Origin of the sequence: Bradyrhizobium sp. NP1 (assembly GCF_030378205.1) — a bacterium.
GTDB lineage: Bacteria > Pseudomonadota > Alphaproteobacteria > Rhizobiales > Xanthobacteraceae > Bradyrhizobium.
Genome location: NZ_CP127385.1, coordinates 1,364,264 through 1,387,031 on the forward strand (window position 1 = coordinate 1,364,264; position 22,768 = coordinate 1,387,031).

A 22,768-nucleotide genomic window follows, 5' to 3' on the forward strand; every position below is an offset into this window, starting at 1 on the left:
ATCCTCATGCAGCGACGGGAGCTTCTGGCTCTTCTGGGTGGTGCGGCTGTCTTCCCCCTTGCCGCGCGGGCGCAAGGCCTGCGTGAAGGCCCGCGCCGCCTCGGCGTGCTCTCGATCTCGGCGGCCGGCGAGCCGGTCGTGGAGGCGCGCCCCGCTGCCTTGAGCGAGGCGCTGGCGGCGCTCGGCTGGGAGGAGGGCGGCAACCTGCGGACCGAGTGGCGCAACGGCGGCAGCGATACGACGCTGATCGCACGCTTCGCCGACGAACTGGTCGCGCTCGCGCCCGACGTGCTGCTCGCGATCGGCACGCCCTGCGTGGCGGAGCTTAAGCAGCGAACCGCGACCATCCCGATCGTCTTTACCGTTGTCACGGATCCGGTCGGCCAGGGCCTTGTCCATGGCCTGTCGCGTCCCGGCGGCAACGTCACGGGCTTCACCGACTATGATGGCCCGATGGCCGGCAAATGGCTGGGCATGCTGACGCAGGTCACGCCGCCCGCGTCCCGCGTGACCGCGATCTACAATCCCGCCACCGCGCCGTTTGCCGATCTCATGCTGCGGGCGCTCGAAGCTTCCGCCGCCTCGCTTGCGGTGACGCTGCGCCAGGCGCCGGTCGCCGATGGGCCCGCGATCGCGGCGACGGTCGCCTCGCTGGCGATGGAAAGGAATGCCGCGCTGCTCGTGCTGCCGGATTTCTTCACCTTCTCGAACCGCGCCTCGATCCTGGCCGCCGCCGCGAAGGCCGGCGTGCCTGCCGTCTACTGGAGTCGCGCCTTCGTCGACGACGGCGGGTTGATGTCCTACGGCACCGACAGCAACGATCTGCTCCGCCGCGCCGCGGGCTATATCGATCGCATCCTCAAGGGTGCGAAGGCAGGCGAGCTTCCGGTGCAGAACCCGACCAAGTTCGAGCTTGCCATCAACCTCAAGACCGCCCGCGCGCTCGGCGTCACGATCGGGCCATCGCTGCTCGCAACCGCAGACGAGGTCATTGAATAATATTCACCCTGGTTAACGCGGCGATTTTCCCCAAACGGACAAGCCACTTGGCTCGTTCACACGGCCGCCATCTGGAACGCGCTAAAGCCGTACATACGTATTTGGTTGCTGCAATGACCGGGTGAACCGGCGCAACGGTCTTGTCGACCCATTGATGGCACGCGGCAGCGGCTTTTGCTGGCACTGGAGGATTTATGACTGGTTTCGATCTTTTCGCGATCGCATTCGTTCTGCTCGTCATTGTCACGCTGTTCGCCGGCATCAAGACCGTGCCGCAAGGCTATGATTGGACCATCGAGCGTTTCGGCAAATATACCCGCACGCTGTCGCCGGGGCTCAGCCTGATCGTGCCCTATTTCGATCGCGTCGGGCGCAAGATGAACATGATGGAGCAGGTGATCGCCATTCCCGAGCAGGAGGTGATCACCAAGGACAACGCCAGCGTCACGGTGGACGGCGTCGCCTTCTTCCAGGTGTTCGAGGCGGCGAAGGCGAGCTACGAGGTCACCAATCTCGAGAACGCGATCACGGTGCTGACCATGACCAATATCCGCTCGGTGATGGGCTCGATGGACCTCGACCAGGTGCTGTCGCACCGCGACGAGATCAACGAGCGCCTGCTGCGCGTGGTCGACGCCGCGGTGTCGCCCTGGGGCGTCAAGGTCAACCGCATCGAGATCAAGGATATCGTGCCGCCGGCCGATCTCGTCGAGGCGATGGGCCGCCAGATGAAGGCCGAGCGCGTCAAGCGCGCCGACATCCTGCAGGCGGAAGGCCAGCGGCAGTCTGATATCCTGCGCGCGGAAGGCGCCAAGCAGAGCCAGATCCTGCAGGCCGAGGGCCGCCGCGAGGCCGCGTTCCGCGATGCGGAAGCGCGCGAGCGCTCGGCGGAGGCCGAGGCCAAGGCGACGCAGATGGTGTCGGAAGCGATCGCCAAGGGCGACGTCGCGGCGCTCAACTACTTCATCGCCGACAAGTACATCAAGGCGTTCGGCCAGCTTGCCGACGCGCCGAACCAGAAGGTGATCATGCTGCCGATCGAAGCCATGAGCCTGCTGTCGTCGCTCGCCGGCATCGGCGAGATCGCCAAAGCCACCTTCGGCGAGAGTGCGGCCTCCGCGCTGGCCGCCGCGCGCCGCCCCACCTCGGTGCCGCCGGCCGGCAGCCCGCCGCCGGTCACGCCGTAATGATTTCGAGGATCGTGTCATGACCGACATGTTCGTCACCCTGGGCACCTGGAACTGGCTGATCTTCGGCCTGGTGCTGATGGCGCTGGAGCTGGTCGCGCCCGGCGTCTTCCTGTTCTGGCTCGGGCTCGCCGCCGTGCTCGTGGGGCTGGTGTCGTTCGCGATCAGCCCGTCGTGGCAGGTGCAGCTCTTGATGTTCGCGGTGTTTGCCGCTGCGGCCGTGCCGGTGTGGCGGCGTCTCGCCCGCACCGATCGGACCGCGCAGGCCAACAGCCCGTTCCTCAATCGCCGTGCCGAGGCGCTTGTCGGCCGCGTCTTCACGCTGGAAAAGCCGATCATCGATGGATCGGGTACGGTCCGGATCGATGACACGGTCTGGCGCGTCGCCGGGCCCGATGCGCCGGCCGGCAGCCGTGTGAAGATCGTCCGCGCCGACGGCGCCAGCCTGACGGTCGCGGCGGCCTAGGTTGATCGGGATTCGCGAAGCTCGCTATCAACTCCGGCGGGCTCCCTCTCCCACAAGGGGAGAGGTGAAGCGCGGCTTCAATTCTCGTGTCGCCGCCAGCGCTCGGCAAAACGATGCAGCGGCAGGAAGGTCGCGAGCAGCTCGCGCCCGAGCGGCGTCAGCGCATAGCCGTCCTCGCCAAGTCCGACAAAACCCGCCTCGCGCAGATCGTCGAGCCGGGCCTGCAGGCTGGTCGGCGAGGCGTCATCGCAGGCCTCCCGCAGGGCGCGCGAGGTGAGTGGCGCCTCGCGCAGCTCCCAGAGAATGCGCAGGCTCCAGCGCCGTCCCAGAATATCGAGCAGCGCCATGATCGGCCGCCCGCTGCGCGAGCCGTGGACACGGCGCCGGGTTGGGGCGGGGGAGGAATTCGGCATCGGAGGGCCCTTGCGCTTTGCTACAGAAGTTGTAGCGTAGTGCTACAATATCTGTAGCATAAGGAGTTCACGATGTCACGGATCGCGCCGCTCGAACCGCCTTACCCCGCCGACGTCCAGGCCCAGTTCGACCGCATCATGCGCGGCGCACCGCCCCTGATGCTGTTTCGCGTCATGGCGGGCCACGCGCGGGCCTGGGAGAAATTCCGTGCCGGCAGCCTGCTAGACCGCGGTCCGCTTCCCTTGCGCGAACGCGAGATTGTGATCGACCGCACCTGCGCGTTGAACAAATGCGAATATGAATGGGGCGTGCATGTCGCGTTCTTCGCTGATGCCGCGGAGCTCACCGAGGCGCAGGTGCGCGCCACGGTGCTCGGGCCGGCGGACGCGCCCTGCTGGTCGGCGGCCGAGCAGGCGCTGCTGGCCGCGGTCGATGCGCTGCATCACCGCGCGACCCTCGGTGATGCCGAGTTCGCGGCGCTGTCGGCGTATTATGACGCCGACCAGATTTTGGAGATCATGGTGCTGTGCGGCTTTTACCGCACCGTGTCGTATCTGGCGAATGGGCTGGCGCTGTCATTGGAGGAGAAGGCGGCGCGGTTTCCGTCCTGACCGTCATTCCCGGCTGCAGAATCGTAGGGTGGGCAAAGCGTCAGCGTGCCCACCTTCACGAGTTCGCTTGTGAGGGTGAGCACGGCGCTGGCGCGCCTTTGCCCACCCTGCAGGCTCGCAATGACGGCGGGAGCCGCTATGCCACGCCGGCGCGCAGCAGGTCGTGCAGATGCAGGATGCCGACCGGCTTGCCGGCATCGGTGACGATCAGCGTGCTGATCTTCGACGACATCAGCTTCAGCGCTTCGCTCGCGAGCGAATTGCTGGAGATGGTCTTCGGCGTCCTGGTCATGATCTCGTCGACCAGCGCGTCCATCAGATCGGGGCGCATGTGCCGCCGTAGATCGCCATCGGTGATGATGCCCGCGACATGGCCGCGCGCGTCGACGATCGCGACGCAGCCGAAACCCTTGGCCGACATTTCGAGTACCGCTTCGGACATCCTGGTACCCAAGGGCTTCAGCGGCACGGCGCCGCCCGTATGCATGAAGTCGCGGGTGTGCTTGAGCATCGCGCCGAGCTTGCCGCCGGGGTGGAAGTTCGCGAACTCGAGCGCGGTGAAGCCGCGGCCTTCCAAAAGAGCAATCGCCAGCGCGTCGCCGATTGCGGCCTGCATCAGCGTGGACGTGGTCGGCGCCAGATTGTGCGGGCAGGCCTCGCGCACTTTCGGCAACTCCAGCACGATCCGCGCGGCCGTTCCCAGCGAGGATTCCGCGTTCGAGGTGACCGCAATCATGGGGATCGCAAAGCGCGCCGAATAATTGACGAGGTTTTTCATCTCCGGCTGCTCGCCGGACCATGACAGCGCCACGATCACGTCATCGGCCGTGATCATGCCAAGGTCGCCATGGCTTGCTTCTGCGGCGTGCACGAAGAATGCGGGTGTACCGGTCGAGGCGAGCGTTGCCGCGACCTTGCGGCCGATATGGCCGGACTTGCCGAGCCCCGTGACGATGACACGGCCCTTGGCCTGCCGGATCAGTTCGACCGCCTCGGCAAACGGTGCGCCCAGCGGGCCCCGCAGCGCGGCGGAGAGCGCCGCCATGCCGATACTGCCGGCATCGAGCGTGCGCAGCGCCGATTGCACGGCGGAGTCAGCGGGTGAAAGGCTGGATGATTGGGTCATCAGCGGTTTCGGGCTTGTCATGTCTGGTTCCAGGGGGCGGGCGCGTGTCAGGCGACCCGGGCCGGCTCAATAGCACGGCGGGGCTGACGAGGCGATGCGGGGAAGCGGCCCTCAACGGCTCATTAACCATAATTGTTTTAACTCCATTAACGACGTTTTTCGCCACGGCGGGAACCGTTCGAACAAGAAATTGAATTTGTTGGAGTTTTTCTGTCTTGACGTCGGGGCCAGCCGAGGGCCGTCAAGAGCGGGCGCATATTGCCCGCGCTGCCTTCGCTTGCCTTGCGCTGACCGCGTTCGCCGCGACCTCTGCCCGCGCCCAGACCGTGACGTCGGACCTGTTCAACCCGGTGCGCGGCAGCTTCGTGTCGCCGCGCGACCTGCCGCTGCGCAAGACCGCTGACGGCACGACGACCGGCACCGCGACCGACCCGGCGGCCGATGCGGATGCCGACACCCAGCGCCGCAAGGATCAGCCCGCGCCCTCGCGCATCGGCCAGGTGCCGACCTATGGGCTGCCGGCCGCGAGCGGCGCCAAGGACTCGGGCTACGACTCGCTCAACCGCAGGCGCAAGCAGCCGAAATATTATCCCGCCCAGGCGAAGCCGAAGCCACCGCCGGGCCCCGGCACGCCGCCGCCGCCCGCGCCGCCGCGCAATGCCGTGGGCGAGTTGCGGCTGTCGATCCCGCCCTCGGAGAGCGCGAGCAAGACGCCGCTGCCGGCGGCGATGGCCGGCACCGTGGTCGGCCAGCCGCCGCGCAAGCGGCTCAAGCTCGACGACGATCCGTTCGGCGCGGTCGGCGACTATGTCGGACCTTTCCTGGTCAAGTCCGCGGTCGAACTGTCCGGCGGCTACGACACCAATCCCGGCCGCCTGCCCGAGCAGCGCGGCCTGCCGCTCTATGTGGTGGCGCCGGAATTCCTCGCGGTGTCCGATTGGGAGCGCCACGCTGTCGTTGCCGACCTGCGCGGCTCCTTCACCGGCTATGGCGGCACGCTGCCGTCGTCGATCGACGGCGGGGCGTCGCCGTCGCCGACCAATCTCGACCGGCCTGACTTCACCGGCCATGTCGACGGCCGGCTCGACGTCACGCGCGATACCCGGCTCCTGGCGCAGCTTCGCCTGCGTGTGTCGACCGACAATCCCGGCAGCCCCAACGTGCAGGCGGGCCTGGCGAGATATCCGATCTACACCACGGTCGGCGCCACCGCCGGCTTCGACCAGACGTTCAATCGCCTGCAGGTTTCCGCCGGCGCCACCGTCGACCGCACCGATTACACCTTCTCGAAACTCACCGACGGCACCACGTCGTCCAACGACGACCGCAACTTCACCCAATATGGCGGGGTGGGGCGGGTGTCCTACGAGGTCATGCCGGGCTTGAAGCCGTTCGCGGAAGTCGAGGGCGACAACCGCGTGCATGACCAACAGTTCGACCGCAACGGCTTTCAGCGCGATTCGACCGGCGGCTATGCCAAGGCGGGTTCATCGTTCGAGTTCACGCGGCTGCTGATCGGCGAAGTGTCGATCGGCTACGCCGCGCGCAACTATGTCGACCCCAGGCTGAACCGGCTTGAGGGCCTCTTGACCTCAGCGTCGCTGATCTGGAGCGCGACGCCGCTGACGACCGCAAAGTTCTATTCGGATACGCAGATCGCGGAGACCACGCTGCCGCTGACCGCGGGCGTGCTGGTGCACACCTACACCTTCGAGGTTGACCACGACTTCCGCCGCTGGCTCACCGGCATCGGCAAGTTCACCTACGGCACCTACGACTACCAGGGCGACATCCGCAGGGACAAGACCTACTCGGTCGAGGGCGACCTGATCTACAAGCTGAACCGCAACCTCTGGATCAAGGGCACGCTGCGCCGCGACATCCTCGATTCCAACGTCCCGCTGTCGAGCTCGACGTCGACGGTCGTGATGCTGGGCGTGCGGGTGCAGAATTAGGGCGGCGCTGCCGCGCACGCCAATGTCATACCCCGCGCATGCGGGGTATCCAGTACGCCGCGGCGCTTGCGGTTCAATCAAGTCTCTCTGGAATATTGGATCGCCCGCTTTCGCGGGCGATGACAGCTAACAGGAATGCCCTACCGCGGCAGATCCGTATTCCCCATCAGGAAGGTGTCGATCGAGCGGGCGCAGAGCCGGCCCTCGCGGATCGCCCAGACCACCAGCGATTGACCGCGCCGCATGTCGCCGGCCGAGAACACGTTCGGCCGCGAGGTCTGGTAGTCGAGCGTGTTGGCCTTGACGTTGCCGCGCTGGTCGAGGTCGATGGCGAGCGTCTTCAAGAGGCCCTCATGCACCGGATGCACGAAACCCATCGCGAGCAGCACGAGCTCGGCGTCGAGCGCGAATTCGGTGCCGGCAAGCGGCTTGAACTTGTCGTCGACCCGCACGCAATGCAGCTTTGCGACCTTGCCGTCCGCACCTGAAAACTTCTGCGTCAGCACCGCGAAGTCGCGCTTGGCGCCTTCGGCCTGGCTCGACGAGGTCCGCATCTTCAAGGGCCAGTTCGGCCAGGTCAGCCCCTTGTCCTCGTGCTCGGGCGGCGCCGGCATGATCTCGAGCTGGGTCACGGACTTCGCGCCCTGCCGAAACGAAGTGCCGATGCAGTCGCTTCCGGTGTCGCCGCCGCCGATCACCACCACATGCCTGCCGGTGGCGAGGATTTCGGGATCGGTGAACGGCTCGTCGCCGACCCGGCGGTTCTGCTGCGGCAGGAAATCCATCGCGAAATCGATGCCGGAAAGCTCCCGGCCGGGAATCACGAGATCGCGCGGCGCCTCGGCGCCGCCGGTCAGCGCCAGCGCGTCATACTCGTTGAGCAGCGCGCGCGGATCGACAGAGCCTGCGGCGCCGACATGGGCGCCGTAGTGGAACACCACGCCCTCGGCCTCCATCTGCGCGATGCGGCGATCGATATAGTGCTTCTCCATCTTGAAGTCGGGGATGCCGTAGCGCAAAAGCCCGCCGGCCTTGGCGAACTTCTCGAACACATGCACCTCGTGGCCGGCGCGTGCGAGCTGCTGCGCGCAGGCGAGCCCCGCGGGCCCCGAGCCGATCACCGCGACCTTCTTGCCGGTCTTCTCCGCCGGCGGCTCCGGCCGGACCCAGCCGTTCTCCCAGGCGCGATCGATGATCGCGCATTCGATGGTCTTGATGGTGACCGGGTTGTCGTCGATGTTGAGCGTGCAGGACGCCTCGCACGGCGCGGGGCAGATGCGCCCGGTGAATTCGGGGAAATTGTTGGTCGAGTGCAGGTTGCGCGCGGCCTCTTCCCAGTTGCCCTGATAGACGAGGTCGTTGAAGTCGGGGATCTGGTTGTTGACCGGGCAGCCCGGCGTGCCCGGCGCGACCGAGCCGGTGCCGTGGCAATAGGGGATGCCGCAGTTCATGCAGCGCGCGGCCTGGTCGCGCGTTTCCTTCTCCGAAAGCGGAATGACGAATTCGTGGAAGTGCTTCAGGCGATCGGCGACCGGCATGTACTTGCGGTCGTGCCGTTCGATTTCGAGAAAACCCGTGACCTTGCCCATTAAGCTCGATGCCCCTGCATCTCTGTTCGTCTCTGTTCACCCGTCATTGCGAGGAGCGTGAGCGACGAAGCAATCCATCTGTCCCTGAGAATTTTCCAGATTGCTTCGCTGCGCTCGCAACGACGGCACGGTTGCCGTCCGCGGCTACGCTCCGATCGCGATTTTCGGCTCGGCGTCGGCGTTCGCCTTCATTTCCTTCAGCGCGCGGCGGTATTCGACCGGCATCACCTTGCGGAACTTCAGCAGCCACGTCTTCCAGTCGCCGAGGATCTCGGCGGCGCGTTTCGAGCCGGTCAGCTTGGCGTGGCGCGTGATCAGCACGTGCAGCCGCTCGACGTCGGCGTCGAGCAGGTTGTTGAACACGTCGACCCGGCCATGCGCCTCGAGGTCGCCGGCATGGTGGTAGGTGCCGGCGTTGATCATCTCTTCCGACAGCACCGGCTCGAGCTCGACCATCGAAAGGTTGCACAGCTTCTCGAAGTCGCCGGCCTCGTCCAGCACATAGGCGATGCCGCCGGACATCCCGGCCGCGAAGTTGCGTCCGGTCTTGCCGAGCACGACCACGATGCCGCCGGTCATGTATTCGCAGCAATGGTCGCCGGCGCCCTCGACCACCGCGATGGCGCCCGAGTTGCGCACCGCGAAGCGCTCGCCGGCGATGCCGCGGAAGTAGCATTCGCCCTCGATCGCGCCGTACATCACGGTGTTGCCGACCACGATGCTTTCCTCCGGCACGATGCCGGAATTGCGCGGCGGCTTGACGATGATGCGGCCGCCGGACAGGCCCTTGCCGACATAGTCGTTGGCCTCGCCTTCGAGGTCGAAGGTGACGCCGTGGGCGAGCCACGCGCCGAACGCCTGGCCCGCGGTGCCCTCCAGGCTGACATGGATGGTGTCCTGCGGCAGCCCGGCATGGCCGTAGATCTTGGCGACCGCGCCCGAGAGCATCGCGCCGGCCGAGCGGTCGGTGTTGTTGATCTCGGTCTCGATCCTGACCGGCGCGCCGCGGTCGAGTGCGGGCTGCGCCTTCTCGATCAGCCTGCGGTCGAGCACGGCCTCGAGGTGATGGTTCTGCTCCTCGGCGTGGTAGATCTTCTGGCCCTTCTCCTCCTTCTGCCGCACGAACAGCTTCGAGAAGTCGAGCCCCTTGGCCTTCCAGTGCGCCACCAGACTGGACTGGTCGAGCATCTGGGTCTGGCCGACCATCTCGTCGAAACTGCGATAGCCGAGACCAGCCATGATCTCGCGCACCTCTTCGGCGACGAAGAAGAAGTAGTTGATGACGTGCTCGGGCTGGCCGGTGAAGCGCTTGCGCAGCACCGGGTCCTGGGTCGCAACGCCAACCGGGCAGGTGTTGAGGTGGCACTTGCGCATCATGATGCAGCCGGCCGCGATCAGCGGCGCGGTGGCGAAGCCGAACTCGTCGGCGCCGAGCAGCGCGCCGATCACGACGTCGCGCCCGGTGCGGAATCCGCCGTCGACCTGCACCGCGATGCGGCTGCGCAGCCGCTCGCGCACCAGTGTCTGGTGGGTTTCGGCAAGCCCGATCTCCCACGGCGAGCCGGCATGCTTGATCGAGGTCAGGGGCGAAGCGCCGGTGCCGCCCTCGAAGCCCGCGATGGTGACATGGTCGGCGCGCGCCTTCGCAACGCCGGCGGCGACCGTGCCCACCCCGATCTCCGAGACGAGCTTCACCGAGACGTCGCCCGTCGGGTTGACGTTCTTGAGGTCGTAGATGAGCTGGGCGAGGTCCTCGATCGAATAGATGTCGTGGTGCGGCGGCGGCGAGATCAGGCCGACGCCCGGGGTCGAGTGCCGCACGCGGGCGATGGTGGCGTCGACCTTGTGGCCGGGCAGCTGGCCGCCTTCGCCGGGCTTGGCGCCTTGCGCCATCTTGATCTGCATCACGTCGGAATTGACCAGATATTCGGTGGTCACGCCGAAGCGGCCCGAGGCGACCTGCTTGATCGCCGAGCGCATGGAATCGCCGTTCGCCATCGGCTTGAAGCGGTCTGATTCCTCGCCGCCCTCGCCGGTGTTCGACTTGCCGCCGATCCGGTTCATGGCGATCGCCAGCGTGGTGTGCGCCTCGCGCGAGATCGAGCCGAAGCTCATCGCGCCGGTGGCGAAGCGCTTGACGATCTCCTTGGCGGGCTCGACCTGCGACAGTGGAACGGGCTTGCGCTTGTCCTCTTCCGCGGTCTTGATCCGGAACAGGCCGCGCAGCGTGAGCAGCCGCTCCGACTGCTCGTTGAGGATTTTCGCAAACGCGCGGTAGCGCTCCTGCGAATTGCCGCGCACCGCATGCTGCAGGTTGGCGACCGATTCCGCGGTCCAGGCATGGTCCTCGCCGCGGGTGCGGTAGGCATATTCGCCGCCGACGTCGAGCGCGCTCTTGTAGACCTGCGCCTCGCCGAACGCGTCGGTATGGCGCCGCGTGGTCTCTTCCGCGATCTCGGCCAGGCCGACGCCCTCGATGCGGGTGTGGGTGCCGGCGAAATACTTCGCGACGAAGTCGGCCTTGAGCCCGACCGCGTCGAAGATCTGCGCGCCGCAATAGGACTGGTAGGTGGAGATGCCCATCTTCGACATCACCTTGAGCAGGCCCTTGCCGATCGACTTGATGTAGCGCTTGACGGTCTCATAGTCGTCGAGCGAGCCGGGCAGGCGGTCCTTCAGCGCGATGATGGTCTCGAAGGCGAGATAGGGGTTGATCGCCTCCGCGCCGTAGCCGGCGAGGCAGGCGAAGTGATGCACCTCGCGCGGCTCGCCGGATTCGACGACGAGGCCGACCGAGGTGCGCAGGCCGGTGCGGATCAGATGATGATGCACGGCGGCGCAGGCGAGCAGCGAGGGGATCGGGATGCGGTCGGAGCCGACCATGCGGTCGGACAGGATGATGATGTTGACGCCCTCGCGCACCGCGCCTTCGGCGCGCGCACAGAGCTCGTCGAGCACCTGGTCCATGCCGGCGGCGCCGAGCCCCGCATGGAAGGTGGTGTCGAGCGTGCGCGACCTGAAATGGCTGTCGGCAATGTCGCCGATCGAGCGGATCTTCTCGAGGTCCGCGTCGGTCAGGATCGGCTGGCGCACTTCGAGCCGCTTGGTCGAAGCAAGGCCCTGCAGGTCGAACAGGTTCGGCCGCGGCCCGATGATCGAGACCAGGCTCATCACGAGCTCCTCGCGGATCGGGTCGATCGGCGGGTTGGTGACCTGCGCGAAATTCTGCTTGAAATAGGTGAACAGCAGCTTCGCGCGGTCCGACAGCGCCGAGACCGGCGTGTCGTTGCCCATCGAGCCGGTCGCCTCCTCGCCGGTGGAGGCCATCGGCGTCATCAGGATGTTGATGTCCTCCTGGGTGTAGCCGAAGGCCTGCTGGCGATCGAGCAGCGGCAGGTTGGAGCGCATGCCCTTGACCGGGGCCTCCCGCAATTCCTCCAGCACGATCTGGGTGCGGCCCAGCCACTCGCGGTAAGGGTGGCTCTTGGCGAGCTGTGCCTTGATCTCGTCGTCGGGAATGAGGCGGCCCTGCTCGAGGTCGACCAGCAGCATCTTGCCGGGCTGCAGCCGCCACTTGGTGACGATCTGGTCCTCCGGGATCTTGAGCACGCCCATCTCGGACGCCATCACGATGCGGTCGTCGTTGGTGACGAGATAGCGCGCGGGCCGCAGGCCGTTGCGGTCCAGCGTGGCGCCGATCTGGCGGCCGTCGGTGAAGGCGATCGCAGCCGGGCCGTCCCACGGCTCCATCAGCGCCGCGTGATATTCGTAGAAGGCGCGGCGCTCCTCGTCCATCAAGGGATTGCCGGCCCACGCCTCCGGAATCATCATCATGACGGCATGCGGCAGCGAATAACCGCCCTGCACCAGGAATTCGAGCGCGTTGTCGAAGCAGGCGGTGTCGCTCTGGCCCTCGTAGGAGATCGGCCACAGGCGGCTGATGTCCTTGCCGTAGAGCTCCGAGCTCACGGAAGCCTGCCGCGCGGCCATCCAGTTGACGTTGCCGCGCAGCGTGTTGATCTCGCCGTTGTGCGCGATCATCCGGTAGGGATGCGCCAGCGACCAGGTCGGGAAGGTGTTGGTGGAGAAGCGCTGGTGCACCAGCGCCAGCGCGCTCTCGAAATCCTTCTCGTGCAGGTCGGGATAGTACTTGCCGAGCTGGTCGGCGAGGAACATGCCCTTGTAGATCACCGTGCGGCACGACAGCGAGACCGGGTAATAGCCGGCCATGCCGCGGTCGCGGCGCTGGTAGATCGCCTGCGAGATCGACTTGCGCAGGATGTAGAGCTTGCGCTCGAACGCATCCTCGGTCTTCGCGGCGCCGTTGCGGCCGATGAACACCTGCATGTGGTTCGGCTCGGTCGGCTTCACGGTGACGCCGAGCGAGGAGTTGTCGGTCGGCACGTCGCGCCAGCCGAGCAGCATCAGGCCCTCGGCCTTGATCTGGTCGGCGATGATGCTCTTGATGACGTTGCGCCAGGCGGTGTCGCGCGGCATGAACAGCGCGCCGATCGCGTATTCGCCGGGCTTGGGCAGCTTGAAGCCGATCTCGGCGGCCTTGCGCGCGAAGAACGTGTGCGGGATCTGCACCAAAATGCCGGCGCCGTCGCCGGCGCGCGGGTCGGCGCCGACAGCGCCGCGATGCTCGAGGTTGCAGAGGATGCCGAGCGCATCGGACACGATCTGGTGCGACTTCCTGCCCTTGATGTTGGCGATGAAGCCGACGCCGCAGGAATCCTTTTCGTGGGCGAGGTCGTAGAGGCCTTCGGCCGGCGGACGCCAGTCGTGCTCGCGCGCGGTATCGGCCGGTTTCGAGGCGCCCGTCGCCGACAGCGAATCTGCCACGATGTTTTCGCGCTCGAATTCCGACCCGCTCATTTTACGTCCTCTCAGATCAGGGTCTCGCCATTACCCGGCGCACCTTCGGCGTTCCGCGGCACCCCCCGGGGCCACGGCTCGTCCGCAAAGCGAGCCGCATTTTCAGAATTCAGGCTAGCGTCCCAGAAGACAGCTCTGCCTGCAGCTTTTGGGCGTTGAAAGCGCCATCTTCTGCGCAATTTCCGGTGCAATCCCCGTGCCGGGATCACCCCAAAAATGAGACAGTTATACTGTCCTAACTCCGACCATGCCAAATTTTTCTTTACCACACAAGCAAATCAGAGTCCCCGGCGGATTGCGTTAGCCCCGTTGTTCACGCCGCGCGCGCCTTACCGATTTGCGGCAGACGCGCCGCGATCCGGCCCAAGGACTGCCGAAATCCGCGACGAAGCTCGCAACAGATTTAGGTTCCGAAACCGGCGTGCACCAGACCAAGAAAAAGCACGCCGCAAGCGGCAGGGTCAGACAGGAGCGATGGCGATGAAGCTGTTCACAGGATGGGCCGTGTTGGCCGGGCTGGTTTTGGCCGGCTCGGCCGCCCAGGCGCAGGGGAACGCGCCAAACGATCCTGCCCGGCCGCGCTACCAGGCGACCTCCGACGTCGCCGGCCCCTACGGCGCGATGCCGATGGAGGCGCCGCCGCCGCGCTACGGTTACGGTCCGGCCTACGGCTATGGCCCGCCGCCCGCCTATGATTACGGCCCGACCCTGATGCCGCCGGTCGAGGTCTATACGGTGTTGCGCGAGAACGGCTTTTCGCCGCTCGGGATTCCGCATCAGCGCGGCCGTGTCTACGTGATCTCGGTGCTCGACCGCAGCGGCGAGGATGGCCGGCTCTTCATCGACGCGCGTGATGGCCGCATCATCCGCTTCGTGCCGGCATTCCGCAGCGGCGGCTATTACGATGGCGGCTATCCGCCCTATGGCGGGCCGCCGGTGCCGCCGGCTGATATTCGCGGCGGGCTGCCCCCCGGCGCCTCAGGCCCGCGGATGGCAAGCCGCAGCGTTCCACTGCCCTCGCCGAAGCCGAAATCTGCCGAGCTTGCCAGCACGCCGCAGGCCGGGCCGGCCAGGCCCGCCGCCCCGGTCGCCGAGCTGAAGCAGCAATCGGCCGCGGTGATGGAAAAGGACAAGCCGGCCGCGCCGCCGGCAGCAGCACAGGCCGCCCCGGCACCGTCGCCGCCGGTTGAAGCCAAGCCGGCGCCGGTGATCCAGCCGACCCAGGAAATGCCCAAGGTGCAGGGTTTGGAATAGGGATTGGAGTGAGCGGTGGGGCGGCGGCCTCGTGCGCTCCTCGACGGGGGGAGAAAACGCCTCGGCCTGGCCGGGGCGTTTTCGCTTCTTGCGCGCCGCGCACAAAAAAGCGCCCCGGTTTCCCGGGGCGCTTCGCACCGTTTTACAACGCTACGCTACTGAACGTGAATCAGGCGGCGGCCTTGTCGGACGCGCCATCGACCACCTGCGGCGCGGCCGCATTGGTCGAAATCGGAATGCTGCGCGGCTTCTTGGCTTCGGGGATCTCGCGGACGAGATCGACATGAAGCAGGCCGTGCTCGAGCGAGGCGTTCTTCACCTGCACGAAATCGGCGAGCTGGAATACCCGCTCGAAGGCGCGCGCCGCGATGCCGCGATACAGCACCTCGGATTTGTCCCTGCCGTTTTCGTTGGCGGTTTTCTCGCCCTTGATCGTCAGCGTGTTTTCCTTCGCGACGATCGAGAGCTCGCCCTGCGAGAAGCCGGAGACCGCAACGCTGATGCGGTAGCTGTTCTCGCCGGTACGCTCGATGTTGTAGGGGGGATAGCCGGGGCTGCCGTCAGAAGTGGCCTGGTCGAGCAGGCTGAAAAGGCGGTCGAAGCCGACGGTGGAACGATAAAAGGGAGTAAGGTCGTAGGTACGCATAGAGTCCTCCATTGAGCGACTGTTCAGTTCACCCGCCCGCCATCGGGCCGGGCTTTAGCTGTGCAGCCCCAGGGTTTCAGGGTCCGAAACACTGGTGGTGGCCTGCACGAAAATGATATGGGAACAGGCGAGACGGCGTTCAAGAGGGCAAAAGACCCGCCCCTGGGCGTTCCCTTCGCATCCTTCAGCCTTTTCCACAGGGCCCCTTCCGTAAGTTCATGACGCTTGTCTCGATCCCCTCGAACCCGGTTCCCGACGACGTCGTCACCGGCACGATCAAGACGCCCGACGGCGCCGAGCTGCGTTTTGCGCGCTGGGCCCCGCCGGCAGGCCGCAAGGGCACGGTCTGCGTCTTCACCGGCCGCGCCGAGCAGATCGAGAAATATTTCGAGACGGTGCGCGACCTGCGCGATCGCGGCTTCGCGGTCGCGATGATCGACTGGCGCGGCCAGGGCCATTCCTCGCGCCGCCTGCGCGATCCCCGCAAGGGCTATGTGCGCGATTTCTCCGACTACGAGACCGACGTCGAGACGTTCGTGCAGCAGGTGGTGCTGCCCGACTGCCCGCCGCCTTTTTTTGCACTCGCCCATTCCATGGGCGGCGCGGTGATGCTGCGCGTGGCACATGCGGGCAAGCGCTGGTTCGACCGTATGGTGCTGTCGGCGCCGATGATCGACCTGCCGGGCCGCCGCACCTCGTTTCCGGTGCGCACTCTTCTGCGGGTGATGCGGCTGGTGGGGCAGGGCGGCCGCTACGTGCCCGGCGGCAACGACCAGATCGTCGGCGTGGAGTCCTTCGTCAACAATCCCTTGACCAGCGACCCCGTGCGCTATGCGCGGAACGCCGCGATCCTGGAGGAGGACCCGACGCTTGGCATCGCCGCGCCGACGGTGGCCTGGGCCGACACCGCGTTCCGCGCCATGCACGGCTTCCGCGCGATGGACTATCCTTCGCAGATCCGCCAGCCGATCCTGATGCTGGCGGCAAGCAACGACAGCATCGTGTCCACCGCGGCGATCGAGGAGTTCGCCTATCATCTGCGCGCCGGCTCGCACCTCGTGATCGCCGGCTCCAAGCACGAGATCCTGCAGGAGCAGGACCGCTATCGCGCGCAGTTCTGGGCCGCCTTCGACGCCTTCGTGCCGGGCACGCCGCTGTTCGGCTGAGGCGATGGATACACTCGGCATCCACGATCTCTGGCTTTTCCTGCTCTCCGGCGTGCTGCTCAACATCACGCCGGGGCCCGACACCGCCTATGTTCTTGGACGCAGCGCGCAGTTCGGCTGGCGCGGCGGCGCGGCCGCGGCGCTCGGCATCTCGGCCGGCTGTCTTGTCCATGTGCTGGCGGCCTCGATCGGGCTATCGGCGCTGCTGATGGCCTCGTCGACCGCCTTCGGCCTGATCAAATGGGCGGGGGCGGCCTATCTCTGCTATGTCGGCATCACCATGCTGCTGTCGCGCCGGCGCGAGCAGGACTGCGCGGAGGCCGGCCTCGCGCCCGCGATGTCGCCGGGCACCGTGTTCTGGCAGGGCGCGCTGACCAACATCCTCAATCCGAAAGTGGCGCTGTTCTTCCTCGCCTTCCTGCCGCAATTCGTGTCGTCTGACGCGCCACACCAGGCGGCGGCTTTCGCGCTGCTCGGGCTGATCTTCATCACCACCGGCACGGCCTGGTGCCTCATGCTTGCCGCGTTCGCGGCGAGAGCGATCGGCCGCATCCGCCGCGCTGACCGCGCGACGCTGTGGGTCAACCGCGCGCTCGGCAGTCTCTTCATCTATCTCGGCGCCCGCATCGCGCTGCTTCAGGCGAAGTAGAAGGGCAGAGCACGATCGCGCCGCCCGGCACGGCTTCAGGAATCCGGCGTGCGGCGCTGGGCGGATTCCGCGAACGCCTTGTTGAACGACAGGCCGGCTTTCAGGAGCCCGTCGCGATAATGGGTAAGCTCGGCCGGGTCCTTCCAGTGGAAGTGCCGAAGGTGCCGCTCGACGGTGAACTCGGGATAATTGCTCAGCAACACCTCGCACGCCTGCGCCGCTTCCTCGATGCGTTCGATCTGCGCCAGCGTGGCCGCTCGCAGCGCCAGCACCTGAAGATGGTTGGGATTGAGGTAGAGCGCCTCGCGCGCCCACGACAGGCAGGCGTCGTATTGTCCGACGAGATAGTGGCCGAACGCGGCCGACGCCGCCCATTGATAGCGCGGGTCGCTGTTGCCGCGTTGGGCGGCCATCGACAGCAGCTCGATCGCCACGCGCGGCTCGCCGGCCACGAGGTGACAGATGCCCTGCACGCCGCGCGCGCCCATGTCGTAGGGATTCAGCTCGACGGCTTTCCTGATCGCCTCGTGCGCCGCTTCGTGGCGGCCCTGCATGGCGTGCAGATAGGCCAGGATCGAGTAGGCAAAGGACGAGCGCGGATCGAGCCGGACGCTGCTCTCGGCGAGCGCCATCGCCGAGCTCCACAATTCGCGCGAGCTCTTGATCCAGCCATATTGCACGCCCTGGATCATGATGGTGGCGAGATAGGCGCGCGCGATCGAGAGGGAGGGATCGAGCGCAATCGCCTGCTGGAACAGGTCGATCGAGGCCTCGAAATCCGCTTTGGTCTCGCGGTTGTAGTGCGACAGGCCCTTGAGGAAGCGATCCCATGCGGTCAGGTCGGAGGAGCGCGCCGGCGTGGAGGCTTCGGCGCGATAGATCGCCGGCGCGATCGCAGCCGACAGGCTGGTCGTGATCTCGTCCTGCAGCGCGAACAGGTCGCCCATGTCGCGGTCGTAGCGCCCGGTCCATAGCTGCGCGCCGTTCTCCGGCGCGATCAGTTCGGCGGTGACGCGGATCTTCGGCCCGGCACGCCGCACCGAACCCTGGATCAGGTAGGTCGCGTCGATCTCCCGGGCGATCAGGCGTCCGCTCACGGCCCTGCCCTTGAACGGGAAGGTCGCGCTCCGGCTCAGCACCCGATAGAAGGATTGCAGCGACAGCGCGTGAATCAGGTCCTCGGTCAGGCCGTCGGCGAAATATTCGTCGGCGCTGTCGCTGAGATTGACGAAGGGCAGCACGCCGACGATCGCGGTCCGGTATTGCGCCGGCACATCCGAGATGTCGCGCTCCTCGCCGCGCGCTTCCGATCCGCTGGGCTCCCAGGTCCAGACATGGACCGGGTCCTTGATGTTCTTGAAACGGTGGTTTCCGGCGTCGATCAGGGGCACGCTGAGATGCTTGCCGGCTTCGCTATAGGCCTTCTCCGATACCGCGACCCCGCCAGGAGCTGCGACCGATTCGAGGCGGACGGCGATGTTGACGTCGTCGCCGAACAGCTCGTCCTCGTCGGCCATCACGTCGCCCATATGGATGCCGAGCCGGAAGTGCATGGCGCGATCGGCGGGGAGATGGTTGTTGCGTTCGGCCATCAGCGCCTGCATCGCGAACGCGGCCTCCGCGGCGCTGACGATGCTCGGGAACTCGAGCAGGAAGCCGTCGCCGGTATTTTTCACGACGCGGCCGCCATGGTTGAGGATGATCGGGTGGATCGCGCTGCGATGGGCCTTGAACGTGGCATGGGTGCCTGCCTCGTCGGTGCCCATCATGCGCGAATAGCCCGCGACGTCAGCGCAAACGATGGCGGCGAGGCGTCTTTCCATGCCGTTTCCGGTGCTCCAGGAACCTGCTTCGGGTCCGATTTTCAGCCCGACCGCGCGCGGCGGTGCTGGCCGATTCCCTCCTTATAATGCAGATGGTCGCCGGAGAAAGCCCAACCAATGATTACGGCCGTGTAACGCAGGGCGAGCGCGGGGGGCAGCGGGCCGAATCAGCCGGAATGAAGCTGATAAAGGGCGCTGAGCGCGAGATAGAGGCCGAGGAAGATCATTGCGATCAGAAACCAGCGCCGGAAGGCTTCCGCCGGCATCCGCGTGCGCACGGCCTGGCCGATCAACATCCCGGCGAATGATCCGCCCATCGCGACCGCGCCCGGCAGTGCGGTCGCGGCGTTGAGCAGGCCGGAGGCGGTGAGATTGACGGTCAGCCCGAGCGTTGCCACCGTGAAGTAGACGCCGAGCGCCTGCACCAGCTCGTCCTTCTCCATGCCGATCGCCTGCATGAACGGCATTGACGGCACCACCTGCACCCCGGTGGCGGCGCAGATCACACCCGTGATCACACCGACGATGCCGCCGATCCAGCCTTCGTTGCGGCGCGCGACGCTGAAGGTGAAGCGGGACAGGCCGAGCACGGCATAGACCACGAGCAGCAGCCCGAGCACGACGGTGCCGTAGCGCGCGTACGGCCCGGTCAGCGAGCCCGCGTTCAGCCAGATGCCGAGTATCGTACCCGCCATCAGCGGCCACAGCCGCCTGACGATGTCGAGCAGATACGGACCGACGAAGGTCTGCCAGATATTGGTGACAACCGCCGGCACGATCACGATGGCGAGCGCCTGCGCCGGCGGCATGGTGACCGCGAGCACGCCCATCGACACCGTCGGCAGGCCGAGCCCGATCACGCCCTTGATGAAGCCTGCGAGCATGAAGGCGGCGGCGATCAGATAGAGCAGCGAGTCCGGCATGCCGGGTACATTGACCGATCCGCGCAATCGTTACAATCTGCAGACTCTCCGGCCAGCCTTCGGTCATGACAGAGGCACGGAGCTTGCGCGTCAGCCATGCGTTTCGATCTGGTCGACCTTCAGCTTTTCATCGCGGTGGCGGATGCGCGCAGCATCACGCGCGGCGCCGACCGGGCGCATCTGGCGCTTGCGTCCGCGAGCGCCCGGATCAAGGGTCTGGAAGACGCGCTCGGCGTCACCCTGCTCAAGCGCGGCCGCCGCGGCGTCGAGCTGACGCCGGCGGGAGAAAGCCTGCTCGACCACGCCCGCGTGATCATCCACGGTGTGGAGGCGATGCGCGGCGATCTCGCGAAATTCGCCAGCGGCATGCGCGCGAGCGTGCAGCTCCTCGCCAACACCGCGGGGCTGTCCGAGCATCTGCCGAGGGCGCTTGCGACATTCCTGCGCCAGCATCCGGACATCAATGTCGAGGTCGAGGAGCGGGAGAGCACCGACATCGCGGCGGCGATCGCAAGTGGCGCCGCCGAGCTCGGTTTTGCCGCCGAGCACGCGCTGCCCGGCAACATCGAGCGCTTCGCCTTCGGCGAGGACCGGCTGATGCTGGTGACGGCAAGGCGGGGGCCGTTTGCCGAGCGCCGCCAGATCGATTTCGCGGAAGTCGCCACCTGCGATTTCGTCGGGCTCACCAATGCGGCCGCGCTGCAGATGCACATCGCCAGGCATGCCGCGCGGCTCGGCATGCGGCTGCATGTTCGTGCCCGCCTGCGCGATTTCGATGCGATCTGCCAGATGGTGGCGGCAGACGTCGGCGTTGCGCTGGTGCCGGAGGCGGCGGCGCGCCGCTGCGCGCAGACCATGCCGATCGCAATCATTCGCTTGCGCGATTCCTGGGCCAACCGCAGGCTTGCGATCTGCGCCCGCAGCTTCAAGGCGCTGCCGCGTCCGGCGAAGCTCCTGGTCGAGCATCTGCGCCAGGCGGCGCTGCGCTGAGGAGATGGGCGATGCTGAAGGTCTGGGGGCGTCGCAGTTCGTTCAACGTGCAGAAGGTGATGTGGCTGATCGGCGAGCTCGGCCTCGCCCACGAGCATGTCGACGCCGGCGGCCGCTTCGGCGGCCTCGACGATCCGGCCTTTCTGGCGATGAACCCGCACGGCCGCGTGCCGGTGATCCAGGATGAGCGCGCGACCGTCTGGGAGTCGCATGCCATCCTGCGCTATCTTGCCGCGCGACATGGCGACGGCCGGTTCTGGTCGAGCGATCCAGCCGCGCGGGCGCGTGTCGATGGCTGGATGGATTGGTCGCAGACCTCGCTGCAGCCGGATTTCCTCGGCGGCGTGTTCTGGGGCTTCTACCGGACGCCCGAGGACCGGCGCGACTGGCGCGCGATCTCCGCCGCGTTGACGCGCTGCGCGGCGCATTTTGCCAGGCTCGACCGGCAGCTCATGGGCCGCTCCTATCTGTTGGGGGAGACGTTGAGCCTGGCGGACATCACCGCCGGCACCTCGCTCTACCGGTATTTCGAGCTGGAGATCGAGCGGCCGCCTTTGCCGGAGGTGGCGCGCTGGTATCGCGCCCTGCAGGCGCGCGAGGCGTTCCGCACGCATGTGATGATTCCGTTCGACGAGCTGCGGGGCAGGCTCGACTATTGATGCCGATGCGGCGCGGCGCTGCTGCCCTCGGCGCGGCCAAAGCGCGATTGCGGCAACCTTGCGGCGCTTCCGGTCAATGCCCCGCCGCTGATTTTTTTCATGAGCGCACCTCGCGACAGCGTCGCGCAAGCTTCGCATGGGACAGACGTCTGGTCAGGCCCGGGCCGGTTCATCCTGCAACCATAAGGATACCGTTCAGCCGGTGCCGCTTCCGCATCTGATCGAGGCAGCATGGAAACGTCGAGCGCGATTGCAACATTCTTGAGCTTCGGCCTGCCGGGAATCGGCTGCCTGGCGGTCGTCGAGAAGTTCGTTCCCCTGTTTCCTTCCTACGTCCTGCTGATGCTGCTCGGCCTCACCGTCGCCGACGGGCCGGCGCTCGCCACGACGATCATGGCAACGACTGCTGGATCGGTCATCGGCGCCATCGGCTGGTACGGGCTTGGCCGGGCGCTCGGTTCGCAACGTATCGAGGCTCTGGTGGCGCGCTACGGCAGGTACGTGTTTCTTCGACCCTCGCTCTATGGGCAGCTCACCAACGCCTATCGCGGCAACCATTTCTGGGTGACGCTGGTCGGCCAGACGCTGCCCACCGTGCGGATCTATCTGGCCCTGCCGGCTGGCGTGCTCGGGCTGAAGCCTGTCGCGTTCGTCGCCGCCACGTCGATCGGCACCGTGATCTGGAACATGCCGTTCCTCAGCCTCGGCTACGCGCTGCGAGGCACCAGCCACGATCCGGTCAGCGTCGGTTTTTGGGTGGTGGTCGCCCTTGTCACGATGGAGGCCGCGATCATCCTGGGCTTTCGTTTCTATCGCAGGTCGATCAGGCCGCCCTGTGGCACATGATGCCTTCGGTGTTGCCGAAGCCAGCCTCCGCGATTTCCAGATTGTCCCGGCCGGGGCACCCCGGAACAATGCGGTGGGCTTCAACGAACAAATCCGGGGAGATCGAGATGCCTGACGTATTGGCCGAGGTGAGACGGGGCTGGCTCGGCGGCAACGGGACACGTTTCCTGGAGGCAATCCACGCCGGGATCGTCGAGGCGCTGCATACGCCCGAGGACGACAAGGTGCTGCGGCTCGTCGAGCATGAGCCCGCGCATTTCGCAATTCCGGGCTCGGTCGGCGAGCGCTACACCCACATCGAGATCACGATGTTCGCCGGACGGACGCTCGCCGCCAAGCGCGCGCTGTACCGCGCGATCACGCGCAACCTCGAGCGCTTCGGCGTGCCGCCGGGCGACATCAAGATCATCCTGATCGAGGTGTCGCCGGAGAGCGTCGGGATGCGCGGCGGCAAGGCGGCCAGCGACATCGAGATCGGCTACGCGATCAACGTCTAGCTCCCAGTGGTCATTGCGAGGAGCTCGCGACAAAATTGCGAAGCAATTTTGTGCTGAAGCGACGAAGCAATCCAGACGCGTTGCGGATTT

General features: G+C 66.5%; 19 protein-coding genes. 12 read left to right on the forward strand and 7 right to left on the reverse strand.

Going from position 1 to position 22,768, the window contains the following annotated elements:
- The first annotated feature begins 6 nt into the window (after positions 1 to 6).
- From QOU61_RS06500 to QOU61_RS06510, 3 genes are all read left to right on the forward strand, one after another.
- Complete coding sequence (locus tag QOU61_RS06500) at positions 7 to 999, forward strand: ABC transporter substrate-binding protein (RefSeq protein WP_289657291.1); 993 nt, start codon at positions 7 to 9, stop codon at positions 997 to 999.
- A gap of 194 nt (positions 1,000 to 1,193) precedes the next feature.
- Positions 1,194 to 2,186 (forward strand): SPFH domain-containing protein, encoded by a 993-nt coding sequence (locus QOU61_RS06505; RefSeq protein ID WP_289657292.1) that lies wholly within the window; start codon positions 1,194 to 1,196, stop codon positions 2,184 to 2,186.
- Between the two features lie 19 nt (positions 2,187 to 2,205).
- Positions 2,206 to 2,652, forward strand: coding sequence for an NfeD family protein (locus QOU61_RS06510; RefSeq protein WP_289657293.1), 447 nt, complete (start codon positions 2,206 to 2,208; stop codon positions 2,650 to 2,652).
- A gap of 77 nt (positions 2,653 to 2,729) precedes the next feature.
- Here QOU61_RS06510 and QOU61_RS06515 read toward each other — a convergent pair whose 3' ends face one another.
- A complete protein-coding gene (locus QOU61_RS06515) occupies positions 2,730 to 3,065 on the reverse strand; it encodes a winged helix-turn-helix transcriptional regulator (protein WP_289657294.1) in 336 nt (111 codons plus the stop codon).
- Positions 3,066 to 3,137: 72 nt separating this feature from the next.
- On the opposite strand from QOU61_RS06515, the gene QOU61_RS06520 reads away from it, so the two are divergent.
- Positions 3,138 to 3,677 carry a carboxymuconolactone decarboxylase family protein gene (locus QOU61_RS06520; protein WP_289657295.1) on the forward strand — a complete coding sequence of 180 codons (540 nt, stop codon included), beginning with the start codon at positions 3,138 to 3,140 and terminating at the stop codon, positions 3,675 to 3,677.
- A gap of 136 nt (positions 3,678 to 3,813) precedes the next feature.
- On the opposite strand, the gene QOU61_RS06525 is transcribed toward QOU61_RS06520, so the two are convergent.
- Entirely contained in the window at positions 3,814 to 4,824 is a 1,011-nt protein-coding gene (locus QOU61_RS06525; RefSeq protein ID WP_289657296.1) for a KpsF/GutQ family sugar-phosphate isomerase, read from the reverse strand.
- A 194-nt stretch (positions 4,825 to 5,018) separates the two neighbouring features.
- Between QOU61_RS06525 and QOU61_RS06530 the strand changes: the two genes are divergently transcribed.
- The gene (locus QOU61_RS06530) at positions 5,019 to 6,758 is read left to right on the forward strand and encodes an outer membrane beta-barrel protein (protein ID WP_289657297.1); all 1,740 of its coding nucleotides are present in this window, start codon (positions 5,019 to 5,021) and stop codon (positions 6,756 to 6,758) included.
- Between the two features lie 140 nt (positions 6,759 to 6,898).
- Here the strand turns inward: QOU61_RS06530 and QOU61_RS06535 are convergent, their stop codons facing one another.
- Together QOU61_RS06535 and gltB are read right to left on the reverse strand one after the other, a co-directional pair.
- Complete coding sequence (locus tag QOU61_RS06535; RefSeq protein ID WP_289657298.1) at positions 6,899 to 8,347, reverse strand: glutamate synthase subunit beta; 1,449 nt, start codon at positions 8,345 to 8,347, stop codon at positions 6,899 to 6,901.
- Positions 8,348 to 8,491: 144 nt separating this feature from the next.
- On the reverse strand, positions 8,492 to 13,225 hold the full coding sequence (gene gltB / locus QOU61_RS06540) for a glutamate synthase large subunit (protein ID WP_289657299.1): 4,734 nt from the start codon (positions 13,223 to 13,225) through the stop codon (positions 8,492 to 8,494).
- A gap of 480 nt (positions 13,226 to 13,705) precedes the next feature.
- On the opposite strand from gltB, the gene QOU61_RS06545 reads away from it, so the two are divergent.
- Positions 13,706 to 14,479 carry a hypothetical protein gene (locus tag QOU61_RS06545; protein ID WP_289657300.1) on the forward strand — a complete coding sequence of 258 codons (774 nt, stop codon included), beginning with the start codon at positions 13,706 to 13,708 and terminating at the stop codon, positions 14,477 to 14,479.
- 169 nt (positions 14,480 to 14,648) lie between these two features.
- Here QOU61_RS06545 and QOU61_RS06550 read toward each other — a convergent pair whose 3' ends face one another.
- A complete protein-coding gene (locus QOU61_RS06550; protein WP_289657301.1) occupies positions 14,649 to 15,125 on the reverse strand; it encodes an Hsp20 family protein in 477 nt (158 codons plus the stop codon).
- 218 nt (positions 15,126 to 15,343) lie between these two features.
- On the opposite strand from QOU61_RS06550, the gene QOU61_RS06555 reads away from it, so the two are divergent.
- The gene (locus QOU61_RS06555) at positions 15,344 to 16,291 is read left to right on the forward strand and encodes an alpha/beta fold hydrolase (RefSeq protein ID WP_289657302.1); all 948 of its coding nucleotides are present in this window, start codon (positions 15,344 to 15,346) and stop codon (positions 16,289 to 16,291) included.
- 4 nt (positions 16,292 to 16,295) lie between these two features.
- Positions 16,296 to 16,940 carry a LysE family translocator gene (locus tag QOU61_RS06560; protein WP_289657303.1) on the forward strand — a complete coding sequence of 215 codons (645 nt, stop codon included), beginning with the start codon at positions 16,296 to 16,298 and terminating at the stop codon, positions 16,938 to 16,940.
- Positions 16,941 to 16,975: 35 nt separating this feature from the next.
- On the opposite strand, the gene QOU61_RS06565 is transcribed toward QOU61_RS06560, so the two are convergent.
- Positions 16,976 to 18,763: an adenylate/guanylate cyclase domain-containing protein gene (locus QOU61_RS06565; protein WP_289657304.1), complete on the reverse strand. Its 1,788-nt coding sequence runs from the start codon at positions 18,761 to 18,763 to the stop codon at positions 16,976 to 16,978.
- A 167-nt stretch (positions 18,764 to 18,930) separates the two neighbouring features.
- On the reverse strand, positions 18,931 to 19,686 hold the full coding sequence (locus tag QOU61_RS06570; RefSeq protein WP_289657305.1) for a sulfite exporter TauE/SafE family protein: 756 nt from the start codon (positions 19,684 to 19,686) through the stop codon (positions 18,931 to 18,933).
- A gap of 96 nt (positions 19,687 to 19,782) precedes the next feature.
- On the opposite strand from QOU61_RS06570, the gene QOU61_RS06575 reads away from it, so the two are divergent.
- From QOU61_RS06575 to QOU61_RS06590, 4 genes are all read left to right on the forward strand, one after another.
- Positions 19,783 to 20,676 (forward strand): LysR family transcriptional regulator, encoded by an 894-nt coding sequence (locus QOU61_RS06575; RefSeq protein ID WP_289657306.1) that lies wholly within the window; start codon positions 19,783 to 19,785, stop codon positions 20,674 to 20,676.
- 11 nt (positions 20,677 to 20,687) lie between these two features.
- The gene (locus tag QOU61_RS06580; protein ID WP_289657307.1) at positions 20,688 to 21,335 is read left to right on the forward strand and encodes a glutathione S-transferase family protein; all 648 of its coding nucleotides are present in this window, start codon (positions 20,688 to 20,690) and stop codon (positions 21,333 to 21,335) included.
- A 231-nt stretch (positions 21,336 to 21,566) separates the two neighbouring features.
- Positions 21,567 to 22,181: a DedA family protein gene (locus QOU61_RS06585; protein ID WP_289657308.1), complete on the forward strand. Its 615-nt coding sequence runs from the start codon at positions 21,567 to 21,569 to the stop codon at positions 22,179 to 22,181.
- Between the two features lie 107 nt (positions 22,182 to 22,288).
- Positions 22,289 to 22,678: a tautomerase family protein gene (locus tag QOU61_RS06590; RefSeq protein ID WP_289657309.1), complete on the forward strand. Its 390-nt coding sequence runs from the start codon at positions 22,289 to 22,291 to the stop codon at positions 22,676 to 22,678.
- The last annotated feature ends 90 nt before the right edge of the window (positions 22,679 to 22,768 follow it).

What these genes read in the sequence shown, in the direction of transcription:
- QOU61_RS06500 (WP_289657291.1), top strand. Translation starts at nt 7, where the DNA reads ATGCAGCGACGGGAGCTTCTGGCTCTTCTGGGTGGTGCGGCTGTCTTC.
- QOU61_RS06505 (WP_289657292.1), top strand. Translation starts at nt 1,194, where the DNA reads ATGACTGGTTTCGATCTTTTCGCGATCGCATTCGTTCTGCTCGTCATT.
- QOU61_RS06510 (WP_289657293.1), top strand. Translation starts at nt 2,206, where the DNA reads ATGACCGACATGTTCGTCACCCTGGGCACCTGGAACTGGCTGATCTTC.
- QOU61_RS06515 (WP_289657294.1), bottom strand. Translation starts at nt 3,065, where the DNA reads ATGCCGAATTCCTCCCCCGCCCCAACCCGGCGCCGTGTCCACGGCTCG.
- QOU61_RS06520 (WP_289657295.1), top strand. Translation starts at nt 3,138, where the DNA reads ATGTCACGGATCGCGCCGCTCGAACCGCCTTACCCCGCCGACGTCCAG.
- QOU61_RS06525 (WP_289657296.1), bottom strand. Translation starts at nt 4,824, where the DNA reads ATGACAAGCCCGAAACCGCTGATGACCCAATCATCCAGCCTTTCACCC.
- QOU61_RS06535 (WP_289657298.1), bottom strand. Translation starts at nt 8,347, where the DNA reads ATGGGCAAGGTCACGGGTTTTCTCGAAATCGAACGGCACGACCGCAAG.
- gltB (WP_289657299.1), bottom strand. Translation starts at nt 13,225, where the DNA reads ATGAGCGGGTCGGAATTCGAGCGCGAAAACATCGTGGCAGATTCGCTG.
- QOU61_RS06545 (WP_289657300.1), top strand. Translation starts at nt 13,706, where the DNA reads ATGAAGCTGTTCACAGGATGGGCCGTGTTGGCCGGGCTGGTTTTGGCC.
- QOU61_RS06550 (WP_289657301.1), bottom strand. Translation starts at nt 15,125, where the DNA reads ATGCGTACCTACGACCTTACTCCCTTTTATCGTTCCACCGTCGGCTTC.
- QOU61_RS06555 (WP_289657302.1), top strand. Translation starts at nt 15,344, where the DNA reads ATGACGCTTGTCTCGATCCCCTCGAACCCGGTTCCCGACGACGTCGTC.
- QOU61_RS06560 (WP_289657303.1), top strand. Translation starts at nt 16,296, where the DNA reads ATGGATACACTCGGCATCCACGATCTCTGGCTTTTCCTGCTCTCCGGC.
- QOU61_RS06565 (WP_289657304.1), bottom strand. Translation starts at nt 18,763, where the DNA reads ATGGAAAGACGCCTCGCCGCCATCGTTTGCGCTGACGTCGCGGGCTAT.
- QOU61_RS06570 (WP_289657305.1), bottom strand. Translation starts at nt 19,686, where the DNA reads ATGCCGGACTCGCTGCTCTATCTGATCGCCGCCGCCTTCATGCTCGCA.
- QOU61_RS06575 (WP_289657306.1), top strand. Translation starts at nt 19,783, where the DNA reads ATGCGTTTCGATCTGGTCGACCTTCAGCTTTTCATCGCGGTGGCGGAT.
- QOU61_RS06580 (WP_289657307.1), top strand. Translation starts at nt 20,688, where the DNA reads ATGCTGAAGGTCTGGGGGCGTCGCAGTTCGTTCAACGTGCAGAAGGTG.
- QOU61_RS06585 (WP_289657308.1), top strand. Translation starts at nt 21,567, where the DNA reads ATGGAAACGTCGAGCGCGATTGCAACATTCTTGAGCTTCGGCCTGCCG.
- QOU61_RS06590 (WP_289657309.1), top strand. Translation starts at nt 22,289, where the DNA reads ATGCCTGACGTATTGGCCGAGGTGAGACGGGGCTGGCTCGGCGGCAAC.